The sequence below is a fragment of the Bacteroides sp. HPS0048 genome, from assembly GCF_964240755.1.
GTDB classification, from domain to species: Bacteria; Bacteroidota; Bacteroidia; order Bacteroidales; family Bacteroidaceae; genus Bacteroides; species Bacteroides nordii.
In genome coordinates this window covers 13,260-34,145 of sequence record NZ_CAXSVC010000012.1, presented here as the reverse complement: position 1 = coordinate 34,145, position 20,886 = coordinate 13,260, and the positions used below count along the sequence as shown (strand labels likewise).

General features: G+C 38.6%; 10 protein-coding genes. 1 reads left to right on the top strand and 9 read right to left on the bottom strand.

Annotated elements, in window-relative coordinates; translation table 11 throughout:
* Positions 1-19 precede the first annotated feature (19 nt).
* The 7 genes from rpsA to ACESQI_RS11330 all read right to left on the bottom strand — a co-directional run bounded on the left by rpsA (position 20) and on the right by ACESQI_RS11330 (position 14,261).
* Positions 20-1,816 carry a 30S ribosomal protein S1 gene (gene rpsA / locus ACESQI_RS11360; RefSeq protein ID WP_002559567.1) on the bottom strand — a complete coding sequence of 599 codons (1,797 nt, stop codon included), beginning with the start codon at positions 1,814-1,816 and terminating at the stop codon, positions 20-22.
* A gap of 164 nt (positions 1,817-1,980) precedes the next feature.
* A complete protein-coding gene (locus ACESQI_RS11355) occupies positions 1,981-2,961 on the bottom strand; it encodes a head GIN domain-containing protein (RefSeq protein WP_373126109.1) in 981 nt (326 codons plus the stop codon).
* 261 nt (positions 2,962-3,222) lie between these two features.
* The gene (locus ACESQI_RS11350; protein WP_373126107.1) at positions 3,223-5,772 is read right to left on the bottom strand and encodes a M6 family metalloprotease domain-containing protein; all 2,550 of its coding nucleotides are present in this window, start codon (positions 5,770-5,772) and stop codon (positions 3,223-3,225) included.
* Positions 5,773-5,863: 91 nt separating this feature from the next.
* On the bottom strand, positions 5,864-6,766 hold the full coding sequence (locus ACESQI_RS11345; RefSeq protein ID WP_002559564.1) for a T9SS type A sorting domain-containing protein: 903 nt from the start codon (positions 6,764-6,766) through the stop codon (positions 5,864-5,866).
* A 38-nt stretch (positions 6,767-6,804) separates the two neighbouring features.
* Entirely contained in the window at positions 6,805-8,562 is a 1,758-nt protein-coding gene (locus tag ACESQI_RS11340; protein WP_263666635.1) for a RagB/SusD family nutrient uptake outer membrane protein, read from the bottom strand.
* A gap of 32 nt (positions 8,563-8,594) precedes the next feature.
* Positions 8,595-11,678 (bottom strand): TonB-dependent receptor, encoded by a 3,084-nt coding sequence (locus ACESQI_RS11335; protein ID WP_223381915.1) that lies wholly within the window; start codon positions 11,676-11,678, stop codon positions 8,595-8,597.
* Positions 11,679-11,690: 12 nt separating this feature from the next.
* Entirely contained in the window at positions 11,691-14,261 is a 2,571-nt protein-coding gene (locus tag ACESQI_RS11330; RefSeq protein ID WP_025866472.1) for a zinc-dependent metalloprotease, read from the bottom strand.
* Positions 14,262-14,400: 139 nt separating this feature from the next.
* Between ACESQI_RS11330 and ACESQI_RS11325 the strand changes: the two genes are divergently transcribed.
* Positions 14,401-15,789 carry a leucine-rich repeat domain-containing protein gene (locus tag ACESQI_RS11325; RefSeq protein WP_007484358.1) on the top strand — a complete coding sequence of 463 codons (1,389 nt, stop codon included), beginning with the start codon at positions 14,401-14,403 and terminating at the stop codon, positions 15,787-15,789.
* Between the two features lie 64 nt (positions 15,790-15,853).
* On the opposite strand, the gene ACESQI_RS11320 is transcribed toward ACESQI_RS11325, so the two are convergent.
* Together ACESQI_RS11320 and ACESQI_RS11315 are read right to left on the bottom strand one after the other, a co-directional pair.
* Positions 15,854-18,040, bottom strand: coding sequence for a DUF5686 family protein (locus ACESQI_RS11320; protein ID WP_002559559.1), 2,187 nt, complete (start codon positions 18,038-18,040; stop codon positions 15,854-15,856).
* Between the two features lie 105 nt (positions 18,041-18,145).
* Positions 18,146-20,518: a DUF2339 domain-containing protein gene (locus ACESQI_RS11315; RefSeq protein WP_278777673.1), complete on the bottom strand. Its 2,373-nt coding sequence runs from the start codon at positions 20,516-20,518 to the stop codon at positions 18,146-18,148.
* Positions 20,519-20,886 lie beyond the last annotated feature (368 nt).

Sequence of the window (20,886 nt, the reverse complement as noted above, 5' to 3'; positions counted from 1 at the left end):
TATTATAGAATTAATCGAATTAATTCTTACCTTCCAGCTGTTCTTTCAAAGCAGCCAAAGCATCGATGTCACCCAGAGTTGTAGAAGCAGCCTGGTTCTGAATCATCGGAGCATCTTCTTTCTTAGCAGAAGTCTTCTTTGCATTAGAAGCAGCTTTCTTTTCAGCTCTTTCTTCTGCCTTAGCAACATCTTCAAAGATACGGCTGTGAGACAGAATGATTCTCTTAGCATCCTTGTTGAACTCGATTACCTTGAACTCAAGTTTCTCGTCCAACTGAGCCTGCGAACCATCTTCCTTAACAAGGTGTTTCGGAGTAGCGAAACCTTCAACACCATAAGGCAGAGCAACTACAGCGCCCTTATCCAACATTTCGATGATTGTTCCTTCGTGTACTGAACCTACAGTAAATACTGTTTCGAATACATCCCAAGGATTTTCTTCGAGTTGTTTGTGGCCAAGGCTCAAACGACGGTTTTCTTTGTCGATTTCCAATACCTGAACTTCGATATCAGCACCAATCTGAGTAAATTCTGATGGGTGTTTTACCTTCTTAGTCCAAGACAGGTCAGAGATGTGGATCAATCCGTCAACACCTTCTTCGATTTCTACAAATACACCGAAGTTAGTGAAGTTACGAACTTTTGCAGTATGCTTAGAACCTACAGGATACTTATCTTCAATAGTTTCCCATGGATCTTGTTTCAATTGTTTGATACCCAAAGACATTTTACGTTCTTCACGGTCCAGAGTCAATACAACAGCTTCTACTTCGTCGCCCACCTTCATGAAGTCCTGAGCAGAACGCAAGTGCTGTGACCATGACATTTCAGATACATGGATCAGACCTTCAACACCGGCAGCGATTTCAATGAATGCACCGTAGTCAGCCATAACAACTACTTTACCCTTCACGTGATCACCGACCTTCAAGTTAGGATCAAGTGCATCCCATGGGTGCGGAGTAAGTTGTTTCAGACCCAAAGCAATACGTTTCTTTTCGTCATCGAAGTCGAGGATAACAACGTTGAGCTTCTGATCGAGTTCAACCACCTCTTTCGGATCGCTTACGCGGCCCCATGAAAGGTCAGTGATGTGGATCAATCCGTCTACGCCACCCAGGTCGATGAATACACCATAAGAAGTGATGTTTTTAACGGTTCCTTCAAGAACTTGTCCTTTTTCAAGCTTACCGATAATTTCTTTCTTCTGTTGTTCCAGTTCAGCTTCGATAAGAGCTTTGTGAGATACAACAACGTTTTTGAATTCCTGGTTGATTTTAACAACTTTGAATTCCATTGTTTTTCCAACGAATACATCATAGTCGCGGATCGGTTTAACGTCGATCTGAGACCCCGGCAAGAATGCTTCGATACCGAATACGTCTACGATCATACCACCCTTAGTGCGGCACTTGATGTAACCCTTGATAATTTCTTCGTTTTCCAGAGCAGCATTAACGCGATCCCAAGAACGGGTAGCACGAGCTTTTCTGTGAGACAGAACCAACTGTCCTTTTTTGTCTTCCTGATTTTCGATGTATACTTCTACAGTATCACCAATTTTCAAGTCAGGATTGTAACGGAATTCATTCAAAGGAATGATACCGTCTGATTTGTAACCGATGTTCACAACGACTTCACGCTTGTTCATTGCGATTACAGTTCCGTCAACAACCTCACGGTCGTTCACTTTGTTAAGCGTACTGTCATAAGCTTTTTCGAGTTCCTCTTGGCTGGCGCCGGCGAATGATTCGCCATTTTCATACGCATCCCAGTTGAAGTCTTCAACAGGAGCAACGTTCTTTAAGTTTTCCATTAATAATTAATTGTTTTGAGATACTTTAATTAAATAAGACATTATATTTTCTATAAATCGGGCGCAAAGATAAAACATTTTTTGTGACTAACCAAAGTTTGGTATAAAAAAAGCCGTCTCACGACGGCTAATATTCAGATATTTAAGTTATCCAGACATTCGTCTTACAATTTGTGCGGATTGCGTTTACCGTTCGATTGGATATTAACCGGACTACCTTTATAGCCAATATCACCACTTCCGGATATATTGCATTTCAGCGTACCGGAAACATAACAGGAAATAGAACCGGAGCCGTTTACACTCGCATCTACATCAACAGCTTTCAGGTCTTTCGCATTCAGATCGCCAGAATTGCGTAATGATAATACAGCCCGTTCTGCCGTACCCGCTACCTTCAAATCACCGGAACCTTGCAATTCAGCCTTTACGGTCTCTCCCTGTATTCCCACAAAATCCAGATCACCGGAACCGGACAGGTTGACTGTTACATCCCCAGCTACATTGGTACCTTTCACCTTCAGGTCTCCTGATCCACGGAGAATTGCCGTAGTAGACTTAGCCGTCAGGTTATATATATCCAGATCACCAGAGCCGGATAAATTCAAATCTACATTCCCTGCATTGATACTGTTTTTGACAGAAATGTCACCGGAACCTTGCAGAGTTGCCGAAAAAGCATTCGTACAAACGATTTCCCCGGCATTGATATCTCCGGAACCTTTCAGAGTAAGGGATAGACGATCTGATTTCACTTTATTATTTAAGACTACATCTCCTGATCCTTGCAATAACACATCTTTCAACATGGGGCTGGAAGCCATTATTTTTAATCTTCCCTCTTTACCAAACTCAATATTTGTACCTTTCTTGAAAGAGACAAACAGTGTACCATCAGATACTGTACACTCTACCAGGTTGAGAATATTATCCGAGCCGTAAATCTCTAAAGTTGATTTATTATCAGTAGACTGCGTATAAATAACTGTCGGACTCCCCTGAAGGTTTATCTTGTCGAAACTTCCGATTTTGATATTTTTTGTTTTATACGTTCCGTTTGCTTTTACACGGTTAATTTGGGAACAAGCTGTTGTTGTAGTCAGCAAGAATGAGAACAAAGTAATCATTCCAATAAATCCTCTCATATTCATATTTTTTTCATTTAAGTAGTTTGTAATATCTATAAGACGCAAACAGTATGCGAAAGGTTGCATGGCAGACCATGTTTTTATAATAAAAACTTTCCAGTATGTCTCAAAGTGTATCTATAGGTTGAGAAAGTTTTCTCAATATAAAGAAACAAAGTGTTTTCATATGAAAATAAAACATCTTCCACCATTCAAACAGCTGATAAGTAGCAACATTCAAACAATGGAAGATGAGAGAGAAACTTATATAAGAGAGAGTTATTCTATCAACAACTTTAATATCGACGGACGACTACCACCTTCTGTCAGCACGTAAGCAATATACATTCCGGTAGCTAAATGTCGCACATCAGCATCATAAGATTTCCTTCCGGGAGCAATATTCAATACCGGTTTTCCATCAAGAGAATACATGGCTAAATTCTTGATTGCATTCTCACTTTCCAGATGAAGCACGCCTTGCCGGTACGACATAGTTACCTCTGACAATGAAGCAGAAGGAGTACAGATACCTGTCCCTGTATACGAAACCGTTACCGATTCAGAATCCGGCGTATCGCCAAAAGAGCCTTCAGCGCGAACGGTATATACGTTTTCTCCGGAAAGCGGAGCGGTATCTGTAAAAGCAGAAGTTGTGGCAGTGCCAATCTTCTCTCCGTTTCTATAAATCGCATAACCGGTTATGATGGAATGCTCTACCTGCGGATAAACAGCAACGTCGTCTACATGCCACCAGTAAGACAGCCCCATCTGATTGGTATCATATGCATGAAAAGCGATTTTCATATCATCAGACATATAAGGAGATAAGTCGATATCAACCCGGGTATATTTATTCACAACGGAACAATCTGTTTTCAAATCCCATATTTTCTCCCAGGTTGTACCCCCATCCGAACTCACTTCTACATAATAAAAATTAGCGGGGTTATTCTTCTGAGGAGCTGTAGACTTAGAATAAAACGTCAGCGACTTACCTTTTGAAAAAGAAGGAGATATCAGAAATTCATCCTGATGGATATCCTCCCAGGCGTCTAACAGGCGCATTGAATAGTTTCCGGTATAGGGCTCTGCATATTTTTCAGACTTTTTCCATACCCATCCCCGGTCACCTTCATTCTTTATTGTCCACTTAGCCAGACTCTGCGAATCTTCAAAATCTTCCACCAGAGCGGGAGTACCTTCGTGTGGAGCTACCCATGACAAAACAACGGCATTTCCTTCCACTTTGGCTGTCAAAGCAGAGGGGGACTGTATAAGATTGGAACGCTGTGAAACATTTATTGAAGCGGTAATAGAAGCATCCTCCACTCCTTGTAAATAAAAGACAGCAGTGCGCAGCTGTGCATTTTCATTCGCAGATTTAGCCTGCAAAATGAGAGTCGACTTACCCGCTTCACCCTGAAGAGGGGTAACGGTCAGCCAATCGGGTATATCTACAGCCTTCCAGGCAACATCTGCCTCAACGTTCACTTCAACAGTACTCTCAGCAGTACCACCCAAAGTTACATCCGGTTTCGGGATATAAATCTGAGGCATCAGCTCCAGCAAATCAAAAGAGATCGTCTCGCCACAAGAAGATATATTCGCCAACGCGAATTTAGCCTCTTTCCCATCACTATAGAAAGGCTTAAAATCAGCAGTTCCACCCAAAGAAGTACGTCCGCTTTCAGCACTGAAAGCTGCTTTGCTTATGTCACCATCAAGTTTGGTTGTTCCTCCCGGACGGAAAAGGTATTGTTCGTCCAAACGAGTAGTTCCATTATAGTTCAGATTTCCACCTGTCACATTAGGGTTAATACGATAAACCAGTAAACCTGAGGAAGGCAGACCAATATCAAAAGTCCCGGCTTTTTTCCGATACTCTACAATAAAATATTCATCGGAACCGGTAGGATTTATTTTATAGGCAATATTCTCTTTACTACTACCTCCCACAGGATTCAACGTATACGTACCCGGAGTGGATATTTCGGGAATTTCGTCAATCCATTTACAGTAACGGTATTTGGTATATGCACTCATCTGCTGGGGAGTCTTCAGGTTGTCGGACATCAGATCCCACACCCCTACCGGATTCAGATCGTCATTCACATGATAAAGGTCATAAGTACCTAATGTGTGAGACATTTCATGACAAAGCACACCTGTATTCAAAGGTACAGGACTCAAAGAACTCCACCCGTTGGCATCATTAAATACCATTAGATAACCTACTATCTTTTTGTTTTTTACATAAATAGCTTTCTCATCGGGCAATGCCAAATCCGAACGGTGCGGCCAAAGTAAATGCCTGCCACCCAATTCTGAATTCCCACTTACAATAATACAGATATTATCAAGCAATCCATCATTGTTGGCATCGATCACTATATCATCAGGTAGATTCTCAGAGAGATAAGCAGCCAGCTCTTTTATCAGAGCCTGTTCGCGTGCAGCTTTCTCGGTTTCATTGCTATATCCTTGTTCATTGATACTACCTTTCTCTCGATAATATCCACGTTCATTTTTTGCTCTATAAGAAAGAATCTGCGCACCATTCGCTTTCGGGAAGAAAGCACTTTTCCAGAAAAGCTGGTCATAGGAAGCTTCACGAAAATAGTTATATACCGAATTTACTCCTGCAGCATCAGCATTAAACATCGCTTCATAGTAACTGATGGGCTTGTCAAATTGCTCATCGTTCTCTTCATCAGCAAAACTCAGAAAACAAACCAGATTGCTCAACTCACCCTTATTCTTTTCGGCAGCCGACAACAGGATCGGAAAGAATAAAACAACGAACCAAAGAATAATATATCTCTTCATCGTTTTACATTATTATAGTAAATAAAAAGAGGGAAGCAGTCGCTATCTCATCAAAAGGATGAAAATAAGCAAACGCTTCCCTATAAAATTATCAACGGATAACGATCTTCTTAGTTCGTTCGGTAGTGCCCATTTTTGCTTTCACTACATAGATACCTTTTTCCAAAGGAGACAGGTTCATCTCATTTGTGGTAGCGGATGCAGCCAATGTGCCGGCAGTAGTGTAAATCTGTATATCGGCAACCTCACCTAAAGACAACACAGTACCATCAAATGCTATTTCAGCATTAGCAGATTGATTGTAGATACCGGTCGGTTTGGTAGAAGTTAGTACTTTCATACCATGGATGTAAAGAGGGGCTTTCGTTAATGATTCGAATCGTGCATACATAGGAGCATCCGATTTTAACTTAAAATGAGGTTCATCCCCATTATCTAAAGTCTCAATCTGAGTCCACTCTTTCTGACCACCACCACTCATTAATGGCTTAAATATGGTTGTAAAAGCAGCCGAAACAATCGAATAGTCTTTAAAGCTTTTGCTTTGATCTGTAGTTCCTAGCATACGAACATAAGTTGTCACTCCACTTGATACAAATAAGTTAAAAGAGACACATGACGGCATACGTACAACAAATCCACCACCATTTGCAGTCATACCCGCACTGGAGCTCGCCGTAACAATAGCACCCGTCTTTGCTTTTTCTCCTCCAATTTCTTTATCTGTACCAGCTCCTTTTACTTCTGAATCAACAGTAGTATCCTCATAATCTCCAAAGTCCGCACAGATTAATTGGATAATCTTCCCATCCGGATCTATCTTTCCATCCTCATTATTTGCCTGACCGATGTACTTATCTATCTTCTCTTGTGTGTCAAACCAAATCCAACCATTTGCATCAACATCAGCAGGATCAAACAAATTATACTCTTGCGCATTTGCAAATAATATTGCTCCAAAAGCCATTAATAATGTCGTAATTTTCCTTCTCATACAATTTTCTTTTTAGTTAATAATGTTATTGATTTGTATTAAACTTCATACCACTCGGGATTTTGCTCAATGCCATGATAACGTACTTCGTCCCATGGTATCGGCAAGTAATACTGCATCTGACGGAACTCACGTACACGCTTAGGATATTTGTTCATATTTGAAATCTGATAAACAGGGTCTTTTCCTTCTTCTTTTACTATCTTCATAGCCTTTAACGGATTGGTAGCACCACTCATCTTTTCGACAGCAACTCCCCAACGAAGCAAATCCCAATAAGTCGTTTCTTCAAAAGCCATTTCTACACGACGTTCATTCACCAGTTGCTCCCAAGTAAGACTCGGCAATTCATCCATATGAACACGACGGCGAATCTGATTTACTTTATCTAATGCATCATCCACCCGATTCTGTAAAAAATCTATTTCGGCATAATCCAATAACACTTCTGCATAACGCCAGATGATGTAGTTCTGCTTACTCGCATAAGACTCATCATTATCGATCTTCTGAGTTTCATCTACAAACTTTCCTAAATAATAACCGGTTTTTGTTACAGCAGCCGTTTCAGAAGTTCCATACGGTGTCAAATCTTCACCCGCCACTTCTTTGCCGTTTACTTTATTATAATGAATCTCCATCACGCGTCCTCGGAAAGTACAACCATCATACAACACATTTGCATAAAAACGATAATCCCGATTATCATACGGATGTTTGGCATCATACGCTTTACCATCACGCATACCATATTCATCTACATGGTTCTGGGTAGGCGAATAAGCAGCCACCGTTCCTCCATAATAAGGTGAAACCGACTCCCGGTCGAGCTTATGTCCGAATCCATTCGAGAAATCACCATCGTTAGAGTGCTGTACTTCCCAAATTGATTCCTGACTATTCTTTGTTAAAAAGATCTGTCGATACTGCTCCTTTATCTGATCTTGTGTTGATCCGGTAATCTGTATCAACGAATAAGGCAACTTCATCAGTTCATCATACGCCTTGGCTGCCGCTGTCAACATAGCATCCGAACGATCATCCGGAAATCCGAGGTATGACTTCTCCTGATTCTGATATATTTTGCTGGCTGCCCAAAAATAAGTTTTAGCCTTTAACATCAAAGCAGCTCCTCTGGTAGCACGTCCGATATCGGAAGTCTCCAATTTCTCAGATAAAAGAGAAGCAGCCAAGTCAGCCTCTTCGGCAATAAAGTTTACCATCTCTTCATAAGAAGCACGAGGAAACTTTGTACCATCATACAAAGGATCATAATTGTTTTTTAACAACAAAACACCTCCAAACTGCCGAAGCAACATGTAATAGTAATAAGCACGAAAGAAATGTGCTTCACCCAACACCCGCTTTTTATGATCACCGTTACGAATCTTATCCTGATTTTCAAACAAAAGATTAATAGACTGAATACGTGTATAGTAATTGGTCCAATTCACAAGTCCTCTACGTGTTACTTCGGCCGGAGTACTTTTCAAGATATCCCCATACGCTGTATTATACCAGTCTGATTTACTAATAGTAATCTGATCTCCATACCAAGGAAGATAATCACGGCATGCTCCTTTCAGGAGAGCAGTGGAAGGCATATAAACAGAAAAGCCATTACTCATGTTACGATACCATGGTAGTACATATTCATCAAGTAGTAACTGGCTTCCCCAGATAGATTCCTGAGATAATTTATCATTAGGAACATCGCGGAATATACCGTCACATCCGGAAAAACCGAACGTCCCTCCTAAGAATAAAAAAGATATTATATATTTTCTCAACTGCATACTCTTTCTGTTTTTATTGTGAAATATTCTATTTAAAAACCTAAACTCAATGTTACACCATAAGAGCGCTGTATTGGATATCCACGTAGAGATTCCGGATCCATGTCCTTCAATGTAGACCACGTAAACAGGTTACTTCCCTGAAGAGAAAGACTGGCTGAGGAGAGTTTCATTTTCTTTAATGTTTCTCCAGAAAAAGAATATCCTAACGACAGAGATTTCAAACGAATAAAATCACAATCTTTCACCCAAAAAGTTGATTCTTTTCGATTGTTATCATTCTTATTGGCAAACTTGATACGCGGATAGACAGCATTCGGATTGTCTTCAGACCACGAGTCGGCGACATGATATTTTTGGAAACGTTGCAAACTGCCATTTTGTAATGTATACAACTCCGTTATCTGTTGCTGATATCCGGATACCCCCTGAAACATAGCATTCAGAAAGAAACCTTTATATTTAATGCCCAAGCGTAAACTCATCGTCATTTCCGGATTAGAAGAATTCTTTACCGCAATCTTATCCAAGTCGGTAAGTTCGCCATCACCATTCTGATCTTTGTATTTAATATCACCAGGTCCAAGTGTCACATTCCCCTGTCCATCCTGATTCAGTTCATAATTATCAATTTCCTCTTGTGTCTGAAAGAGTCCGTCAGCTTCATACATCCACCAAACCATACTACTTTTACCTACACGACGACGATTAGGGGCAATAGATGATTCATCTCCATAATCCAATACCCTGTCTCTCGTTTGTGCCAACGTAAGAGTTAAATCATATTTCACCTTTTGAATGGTATTACGGTGAGACAATGTCAAATCCCATCCCCATGCCTTTATTTCACCAAAATTCATATTGGGCGGATTACTATCAACTCCGGTTGAAGGCGGATATAAATAAGAGGGAGCAATAGTGATCATATTGGTATTATAGCGCCAGTAGTATTCAAAAGAAAGCCCAAAACGGTTTCCCCAGAATCCAAGATCGGTAGCTAAATTATAAGTACGTGATCGCCCCCATTTCAAGTCGGGATTCGGGAAGCTACTGGTATCCATAACAATACCCGGTTTCAGTCCTCCACCGATATTATATCCCTGGCGTACCACATACATGTATTTCATTAAATAAGAATAATTATCTACTGAACCATCATCGCCCAAGACACCAACAGAACCTCGGAATTTCACATTTGAAAGTACGGGTTGGTCCCAGTTTCTAAAAAAACTTTCATTGGATAATACCCAGGAGGCAGAAGCTGTAGGGAAAAATCCCCAACGATTATCAGGGTGAAATTTAGTGGAACCATCGACACGGAAACTGCCTTCGATAAAATAACGGTTACCATAACCATAAGTAGCACGACCTATTAATGAAGCACGTTGCGTGTAAACCTCACTTCCTGTTAGTTTAGCTGAAGTAGCAGTTCCCATTATTTCCGGATAAATGCCCGGCATATCTTCATTTTTCCCGGTAAGATAACGATTTTTATAATCCTGATAATTAACAACTATCAATCCGGAAACATCATGTTTCCCAGCAAAAGTATGATTATAATTTGCTCCAAATTCCAATAACTTATTGTCCACAAAACGATTGGTTTCTTCTAATGTTATCTTGGCTTTGGGATAGGTAGTTAACGGATCTTCTGTTATATCTCCCGTTTGCTCATCATACAAATAAAGTGTCACAGGGCTATCAAATGTTTTCTGAGTGGAATTGTTATTGTCAAATGTGGCACGTAAATAGGCAGAAAGTCCTTTTACCCATGGTACATCATAATTCAAAGAAGCGGTTATAGTACCCATATTCATCTTATTCCGAATATATCCTCCCAAACCATCAACAGCAACCAAGGGATTACTACCACTGATACTGGCAAGTTCGCCATTGGTATACCGTAAAGTTTGTACCGGAGAAAAATTATAAGCTGCATCAATGGTAGAATAACTCGTATTTTTATTCTCTGAACGGGTTCCAGTCATATCCAATGATAAAACAAGTCCCTTCAGCAAAGTTGCATCCAGTTTCATGGAATAATTAAATCGATCACGTCCTACCCCACTATATAATCCTTTGGTATTGGTATACCCACCGGACATGTAATACTTCACAAAACTATTTCCCCCAGTAACTGACACACTATGTATGGTAGAATAACCGAATTTATCAAGATAGTCTATCAGATTTTCATCACCATATTTATTAGGGTTAGCATGTGTACGAATCATTTCCAGCTGCTCTTCAGTATAAGGAGTATTAGTAGTAGAAGGCGTATTCTCTACTGCGCGATTATACAATTTGGCATATTCATACGCATTCAAAAATTCCGGCAAACGAGTTGCCTGCTGCAAATTAAACTGCCCTCTGTAATTCACAGATATTTTCTGATTACCGGCAGCACGTTTTGTCTGAACCAGAATAACTCCATTGGCAGCACGGGCTCCATAAACAGCAGCGGCAGCACCATCCTTCAGTACAGAAATACTCTCAATATCATCCGGATTCAAATCAGAAAGACGCATTTCGCCTTCAGAAGAATTTGTTCCGAAACGAGGGACACCGTCAATAACCAGCAGAGGTGCACCATTTATTCCACGAATGTGTATATTCGATTCTTTTGCAGTACTTGGATCGCCACTGGTAGCCATTACCTGCAAACCGGCTACCTGTCCGCTCAAAGCCTCATCAATATTAATAGTAGGCATCTGCAATAAATCATCACTACGCACAACTTCTACCGAACTGGTCAAAGAAGATTTCTTCTGTGTTCCATATCCTATGACTACAATTTCATCCAGTTGCTGTGCATCATCCTTCAGCACTATTTTTAAATTATTCTCTCCCGGTTTCAATCGAATCTCCTGAGATTGATAACCTATAAACGAAACAATCAGAATCGTTTCTTTACTGGGAACCAGCAAAGTGAAATTGCCATCCAGGTCAGTAATCGTTCCGCTATCGGCTCCTTTTATTTTAATATTTGCACCAACAATCGTTTCACCGGATGTATCAAAAACTTTTCCGTTCAATGAATAGTTTTTTGCATTTTGCCCCCAAACACCATAAGAAAGGCAACACAAAAAAATAAATAGATAGAAGATTCTATTCATATAATTTATTTATTAGTTATTTTTCAAAGTACGTTCAATCAGTAATAACTGATAATCATAAAAATCACGAGTGTCTCCGGTAGAGGCAGCTCTACGACTTTTGTATAACTGGGCAATCTTATTTAGTCGTCCGGTCATCACTGCCGCCAGTTGCTCTTTGGATAGTGTGGGCAGACCAAAGTTGATTCGTGTGAACGAACTCTCATGACCATGTATGTGACTACATGGTAAAGCAGGTTCGCATGTTTGCCGTAACACTTCTTCATAGTCAGCTAAGGCAGTAGATGCCTTTTTTTCAGCAACCTTACCTAAACCGGTATAGTTAATCATCAAAGCAACAGCAGCCGACTGAATATTCATATCCGCCTGTGATAGCTTTACCCCCTGATAAGTAGGCTTGAACATTTCAGAGAAAGCATCATCCAGATAAGCATTTAAAGTATAATTAATTTTAGGATTCATTTGCCCTCCCTCGTTGATACGATATAATGCAGCTGAGTTTAGTAAAGCTCCTACAACGGAAGACTGCAGTTTGTCATTCACGTTCATGTTTACATCCAGCTTTACAATCAATTCTTTGGGAGTCAGCCAATCATTATAGGTACGTGCCTGATTTAACAGCCACAACATCGCTTTCTTCTGCATAGCCTTATCGATATAATTTTTGGCCGATGCATCTTCACCCTGCCGAACTTCCTGAAAACGGATACCACCAATATAAGGCATCACATGACGTAAATGCCGTGTATACTGCCGTACAACTTCAATATACATATTTTCAACATCGTCATAACGCGCTCCCTCATCAAAAGTCCATGTTTCCAGATTCTTCATTATAATCTTCAGGTTATGGATAGCCATATCTCCGGCTTTCAAATGATCATTTCCCAAATCCTCAGACTGATCGGTCGGGTCAACCACTCCGAATACCTGCTGTGCTCCGAACTCATACATGGGATCGGCTTTCTTTTCTTCAATCCAGGCATCCAATGTCTTTTTCTCTTTCTCCGGTGTATCGGCCCCCTGAATCAACCGATATCCCCAATTGATAGCATGAATATCATATACTCCCAAAATAGGTGGAGTCAATTTTACTCCTTTTTCCAAATCTCCAGGCTGGGCTATGTAATTGTTTCTGGCATAGTCCATAATACTTGGAGTTGTTCCATACCTCTGTGTAAACTCCGGGCTACGCAACGAATCTACAGGAAAGGAATAACTGGCTCCCATATTGTGCATCAATCCAAGCGTATGCCCTATCTCATGTGCAGCAGCATATCGTATGGCTTCCTGCATCACTTCATCATCAAACACAGCTTTACGCACACGGCTATCAACCGCAGCCGTTTGTACAAAACGCCAGTTGTGTAATAAAGAAATCACATTATGATACCAGATTACATCTGCCGTAAGTATCTCTCCCGTACGCGGATCAATATAACTGGGCCCCATCGCATTAGCAATAGAAGTCGCTGCATATTTCACACAACTGTAACGCATATCATCCGGATCAAAATTCGGATCATTACTGGGATAATCCAATGCCTTCACTACATTCTTAAAACCAGCCGTTTGAAATGCCATATTCCAGTCTTCAATACCTTGTTTCACCACCGTACGCCATTTTTCCGGAAAAGCAGTATCTACATAAAATACAATAGGTTTCATAGGTTCTACCAATTCTCCTTTAAAGTATTTCTCCAAATCTTCTTTTTGGGGTTCCAATCTCCAACGATGAATAAAAGTTTGTGGTACAATTTTATCTTTAGACGAGGTGTATAAACTCTTATCCGAGCTAAAATACCCTACTCTATTATCTTGCAGACGCATAGGCATCAATGTGTCAGGCAAAACAAATAACGAACGATGTACTGTTACTGAATAAGGCTGATTCAAAGGAGTAGTAGTAAATGACAGCAAACTCTTTATTTCAATATTATTCGGGAAAGTTTTTACACTCAAAATATTGGAAGCATCTGATGCAAAAGTTCCCTTCAGGGAGTTTCCACCACCAAATAGTTTTGCCAAAGGACTCTCCTGTTTAATCGGACTGATACACTTCTCATTTCCCCCAAAGAAGGAAGTAACATCTATGACAACATTATCCATATTACGAGCAACAATCTTAAATCCTTTCAATACCGGATCAGCAAAATTCTTATCAAAAGCAGGTAAAATCGGATCATTCCGGTCTACGATATTGCTGCTTTGTACTAAATGCATATAAACCTTCTGATCATCTTTACTGAAACGAATCATCAACGGAGTAGTTGCCATTTGCCCGGCTACATAATCTTGTGTATTACTGGTCTCAGCAATACGGTTTGCCAATAGATAAGTATGTGAAAAGGCTGAATCAGGTATCTCAAAATATAAATTATTCTCTTTTTTACTCAAAAAAGTAGTAAATAACCCCTTCTTGGATACAGCATCCTTAGTTACTTTTTTATAATCCGCATTAACAGAATCCTTCTTTAATTCGATTGGATTAATGACTTTTTTCTTATTCTTTTTTGCTACTGTAGCATTAGAAACCCCACTAACAAAAAGAAGCAAAACCAACAGTCCTATTATCTTTTTCATACAACACATATATATTATTTCTCTTTTTTTTCAAAAATCATAGTAATTTCGCACACTATTTTCTAACAAAAACAATACTTTTTTCGGTAATTTGGTTTCTTTTTCATAGTTTTGCAAAACTAATCAAATAATAATTATTATGAGAAGAAAATTACTATTTTTATTATTCTTTTGCATCGCAACAATAGCGAAAGCAGAAAATGAACCGGTAATCACGCTCAATGTAGAGGTAAACGAAGCAAAGATCACACTTGGCTTTGAAGTCAGTACTCCAAATACTAAACTTTCTATTGATTGGGGAGATGGAGTATTGGTAGAAACAGAGACAATACAAACTCCTGATCCATACCTCAATGCAACAGATGTAGTCGTAACTCCTAAAGGAGAAGGATTAATCAAAATCTATGGCGAGAACATTGTATATTTTAGTTGTGCACCAAATGCAAAGGAAGCAAAAGTGACCGCTTTGGATGTTACAAAAGCAGTACATCTAACAGAGTTGTATGCAAACACTAATAAATTAACAAGTCTTGATGTAAGTAAGAACACAAAGCTACAAATATTATATTGTGGTGGTAATCCGATAACAGCACTTGATTTGACTAATAACATATCATTGATTTATTTAAATGCCAATGATATGGGAATCAACAAATTGGATGTTTCTAAATGTCCAGAGTTAGACTATCTTTCTTTTAATAATAACAAATTAGAAGCATTGGATATATCTAAAAATACAAAACTAAAAAAATTATACTGTCTAAACAATCAAATAAAAAGCATTGATTTCTCTAAAAACACGATTTTAGATTTTGTAAATGTGAACAACAATCAACTTACCAGTATAGATGTCACTGCATGCCCAGCATTAACCACTTTATTTTGTATGGGTAACCAAATCAAAGAAATCAAAGTTGGAAACATCGAAAAAACATTAAACTGCAGCAAAAACAAACTAACTCTCAATTCGTTGCCCAAAAGAAGTGATTCTGGCTACACCTATGCTCCTCAAGAAGCATTAACTATTGCAGAAAGTATCTCCACAAATCAAGAATTGGACTTGTCTGCACAGGATAATATCAAAGGAGTTACCGAAACAGCTCAAAAAACTACTTACACTTGGAAAACAGCCGATGGAGCAACAACTTTGGTAGCAGGTACGGATTATACTGAAAAGAATGGAAAATTCACATTCCTCACTTCACAAAACCAACCTGTATATTGTGAGATGACAAGTGATGCATTCCCGAAATTTACAGGAGCCAATGTATTCAAGACTACGCCTATAAGTATCCAAAAACTCACAGGTGTTCAGGACAACATTTCGGACAATATTATCATTATGCCAAACAAGGGTGAAGTAACTATTGAAGGTCTGAAAATAGCTGATAGTATCCTTATTTATACGATCAATGGTAAAAAGGTAATTGATACAAAAGCAAGCAACGATACAATGACATTCAATCTTGCTGAAGACAATTACATTGTACGCATCAACAATAAAGTTTATAAAACAATCGTTTTATAAGCATTGTCATTTTATGGCATGTAAATCTCCTCTTAGAAAAGTAGCTAAGAGGAGATTTTTTATATTATCTGTTGAATAACTCAAACGTAAACTTACATCCAACTTCGGTATATTTCCAGTTTTCACTACTAACAAATACCCCTACATCAAAAATGTGTGTACCAATACCGTAACCTATTTCTAAATAAGGATTAAGATGCGGAACAAATAATGTATTCACATACAAGCGTTCATTCTGAACATAACGGGTATATTTCATCAAATGACGCAAAAACAGAAAAGGAGCTTCATAAGTAAAATGAGCACGGACATACTTCCGGGAAGAGTTATACCAACGGCCATCCAATAATTGAAAAACTCCACCAATATCATCATTCCATCCTATAGGCAGGTTACTTCGCGCTAAATTGGCAAAATCTACGAAATAAAGTTGTTCCTGATTGGTGAATGCTCCAAACCCAAAACGATAATAAATATTGCGCATCAACCCCAACTGAACATGATGCTGAAGATCAAACTCAATTCGTTCATACTGACCTGTACTTTTAAATACACCTTTTATACCACGTTCATAATCTACAGAAAATGTAGGATAAGCTGACCGTAGATTTATCTTCCGTTTTCCATTCATATAATAATAAAGACAAGGAGTCCACTCTACCCGGACGCGGGGTGCAAAACTGATATAGGTATCTTTAAACTTATCTAAAAAATCGGATGCAAGAGGCAACGATGAATTTAGCACAACAAACCTTGATTTTTCAACGGCTGTTCTTCTATGAGCAGAAAAGCCAACACTCAGCTCCAAGCCATTAACCACTTCAATACTATGACGAAAATTGAAATATAAGTCTTTAAAATAATCCAGATGTATCTGATCGAAATCAAAAGTACTGTCGGGCATCGCCTTCAACTCATCAAGTACGTCACTACTATAAATTCGGTTACCATTACCAAAGTTCACATGAATAGCTCCACGCTTCTGCGGCCAATAATCAAAATCGGCATTGGCCGACCAATAAAACTCTTTACGAGTAAAGTTATACCCAATCCGAGGAACAATACGCAACAATTTATCACCGGAAAACAATCTGTTATATTTAAAATCCTGCCTCCATGAAAAGCCATTACTTCCACTGTAACTCAATAGCAACGGATTAATGATCGGAGAACACTTGACACTGCCGATACGGGATAAATCGACATTAAGATCAGACAATAAGAAGTCACCTATTTCTCCCCAAAACACACGACGTTTGGAAGGAGGTTTCAGCGCAGTAGTATCTTTTCTGAATGCATAATCTTCGTATAATTTCTTCTCGTCGTCCATAAGCTCTATCGGACGTAAGGATGCAAAATAAGCACTATCCAAATGCAAGGAATTCGTATCGCATCTCAATGTATACGATTCTGTCAGATTTAACTTCTTCTTTTCTTTACGGTATTTACTCTTCTCCTTTAGTTCTATAGAGCTATAGTCTAACGAAGCCAAATAACTACCGTCTACCACATTGCCAACAAAATTGAATCTCACCTCAAATTCATAACGAACCGGCAAAAATTCATTATCATCACCTACCTCCCCCATCTTAATAAGATTCTCAAAAGTCAACAGCTCGGACCGACCGGAAAAACGGATTTCACGTACACTCCATACATCTGAACTAACAATCATATATCCGCCAACGAGCTGATCGCTTTTAGTCTTGGGAATAAAACGTATTTTATAGTGCAGATTATCCTGCCCTCCCATAATAGTATCTATCTGATAGCGATAATATTTCTTTCCATTTTTGGCAAGTGGTGAAAGCAAACGATCATAAAGCAACGTAGCAGAGTAAACATTCACATGAAAATATTCGAGCATCGTTGCCTGAAAGCCACCACTAAAAACCGTGCCATATCCCGCTATAACTTTCTGATCATAAATATCAGGAGCTGTGAAATGCAAGTCGCTATATGACTCCATTAAATATTCACGCACACCCTTTTGCATACGAAACATCTTTGGAAGATAACGAAACATAAAGTTCTTCTTCCGGATATTCAGTTTACCTTTAATATATAAGTCCGCCCGATAATCGTTGACAATCTTCTCGTAAAAAGGAGCAAAAGTCATCACATTATACAAAATAGAATCCACTGAGATAGCTTCACGCGTATATGGATTTAAAACAGAATTAGCCCTTCCTTTGGGGGCTAAAAGGAATAAAATAAAAAATAAAAGCCATATTAACTTATAATGTCTCAAACAGAATCCTTTCCATTAGTATGGAGCAAATATAAAAAAAAACAATGAAAAGGAGAGATTTGAGAACAGATTAACATAGATTTAAAAAAGAGTGTTATTAATATATTAGCTAATCTGTTCATTATCGTCTTTAAACAAAACATCTTTCAACTTTTGATAAAGAAAGGACAGCACCAACAAGATAACACCCAGCATGATGAATACCACAATCTTTCCCACTGTAGGCATTGCCCATAAATCGACAAGTACTAACTTCACCAATACAATACCTAATGTAAAAAGACTAATGATACGCAACACTTTTTGATGCAGGCGCATACCCAATGACATCTGAACGAACCCTGCAATGCCCAAGGCAATAGATAAACCTGCATTAAATTCGTCCGGTAAACCCAAGTGAGAGAGGAAAAGCCGAACAATAGCCAGCCAGAATAAAGTTGATAACACACTAAAATAAACTGTAAAGCGAACTGTAATAGTGTGATTAATATTATACAACCAACACACATAACAAAGATTGACAATTATAACAACTGTAGTTACCCAGGAAAGTAAAACAGGCAACACACCTATTGAATTACCATGATCTTCCCACGTATGAATCATATACAGGATTACACTTATCCCTATTCCTATCACATAAAGCAAACCATACTCTTTAACCGGAAAGCGCTTTCTAAAACCATAGCACAAAGCCAATATACAGAAAGAAGTAAATAAATGCATCACCCTATAAGATAGTACCGGAGCCAAGTGCTGATAAAACTCTATCATAAAAGTATAGTACAGTATGACAACAGAGACAACCAGCATTATTGCATTCCAGGGAGTATAATTCAAATAACGGGCTTTCTCAAAAGAATCGCGATAACGCCCTATCAAGAAAGCATATACCCCTACTGCCAATCCGGTAAACATACTGGTAGCAAACATACTATTCATAAAAATGGTACTTGTCACAAAAGAATGATCTGTAACCTGATGCTCAACATCCATCATATAAGAAATCAAAGTCAATCCGATTAACACCAGAGAAGCAGATTCGTATACCCGGATTCGGGATTTGATATAGAGCCATAATAAAAGAACCATTTCGGAAGCCCAAAACAAAGTTATATAATTTCCGTCCAACTGAACTGGAATTGTAATAGAAACAAAAGTCAGTACCAACCCCAGCATTGTATAAATAAGAAGTTTATAATCCTGCTTACTTTTTCTTAACCAGATAACTAAAACCAAGTTTACGAAAGCAATAAATAAGGTGAAAAGTCCTGTAGCTTTAAAAGGCAGATTCATGGAATTCAGGAATAGCACTCCAAAGAAAAGAAAAATAAAATTATTTGTTACAATAATTGGAAGTAAACATTTATCAGGTTTCTTTCCTTCAACCTTAAGTATGGTCAATACCGGTAACAAAAAAATAAAATAAAACAAAGTGGCAAAAACAAACAGATGTTGTGCAATTACAACCGAATCAATCTTCGGCATATTATAGAAAACACAACTATTGAGTACATAAATCAGGAAAATAAGATAAGTAGCTACAAATGAAATAACAGGAAGCTCTGCCCACTTTTTATACAATGATAAGCCGAACATCCCCAAATTGAGAACAGACAGATAAGTAAACAGAACAATATAACTTCCCTCTCCACTACTCACCAGAAAAGGAGCAATAAAACCACCAACAAGCGAAATAACAGCCAATTCACGGCGATCATATAAAATGGCCAATATAGACATCATCAGTGTGACAAACACAAGAATAATAAACGCTACCGTTTGTGAAAACAAATTATAGTAATGAAAGGCAATGGCAACCGTCAGATAGAACACAGCAAAAGCGCCACCCGCCAGCAAAGAACTGAATGTACGATACTTTTCACACAAGCGTTCTGCAACAAACAACAAAACAGCACCCGCTACAAATCCCAGTATGGTGCGCATCGTCTCATTTATCCAATCTTTATCAATAGCGTATTTTACAAACAGACCAACCCCTACCACTAAAACAAGAATACCAATCTTTCCAAAAAGATTCTCGCCGATGAACTTTTCATAATTAATCTTCGCCTTCTCCTTTTTAATCAATATAGGAGCCGGTTTCTCTGTTTCTTTTTCCGTTTTCTCAGTTTCAACAATCTGTGGATCAATAGCAGCAACCTCTTCAGAAATCCAGGAAACTGGTTCAGGTTCAAGATGGCTTTCAGTTCCGTTTTCAGGTAACTGCACTTCTGAAACCGATTGCATCTTATCTTTCACCGGAGTCGGTAATGACGGTTCTTCCTCTGTATTTTCCATGAGCACAGGAGGAACTTTAGTTTCACTAATAGAAGAGATCTCTTTTTTCTTCTCTAACAAAAGGTCCAACCTCCTTTTCACAGCATTAATCTCGGAGTTTAATTTTGCAAACCTATCGCTTTGCATGTACAATATCACAACGAGTAAAACAATTATAGCAAATAAACTTAACTCCATAATCGGTTTTATTTTGATTGACATCAGGTTACAGAAGCAAAGATAAAGATAAATATGAGAAAAACAACCATTTACGAATGAATAACGTTTACTAAAAGAAAAGGAGAAGATTTTTATCATTCATTACTTTTGTAACATCTTATAAACTTCCAATTCATTTCTCGTAGAGGATCGGTCCGAGACTCTACGAGAAACGTCTCGTTTCTCTACGATGATCGCTCCGTTTCTCGTAGAGAAAAAAGGCACCATCATAACAAACTGATATACAATGTATTACAAAATACACACATTGTATTACTTTTTCATTTTCTAAAACTCTATTTTTCATTCATCTTCTACCCGTTTTATATTTATAATTTATTACAAAT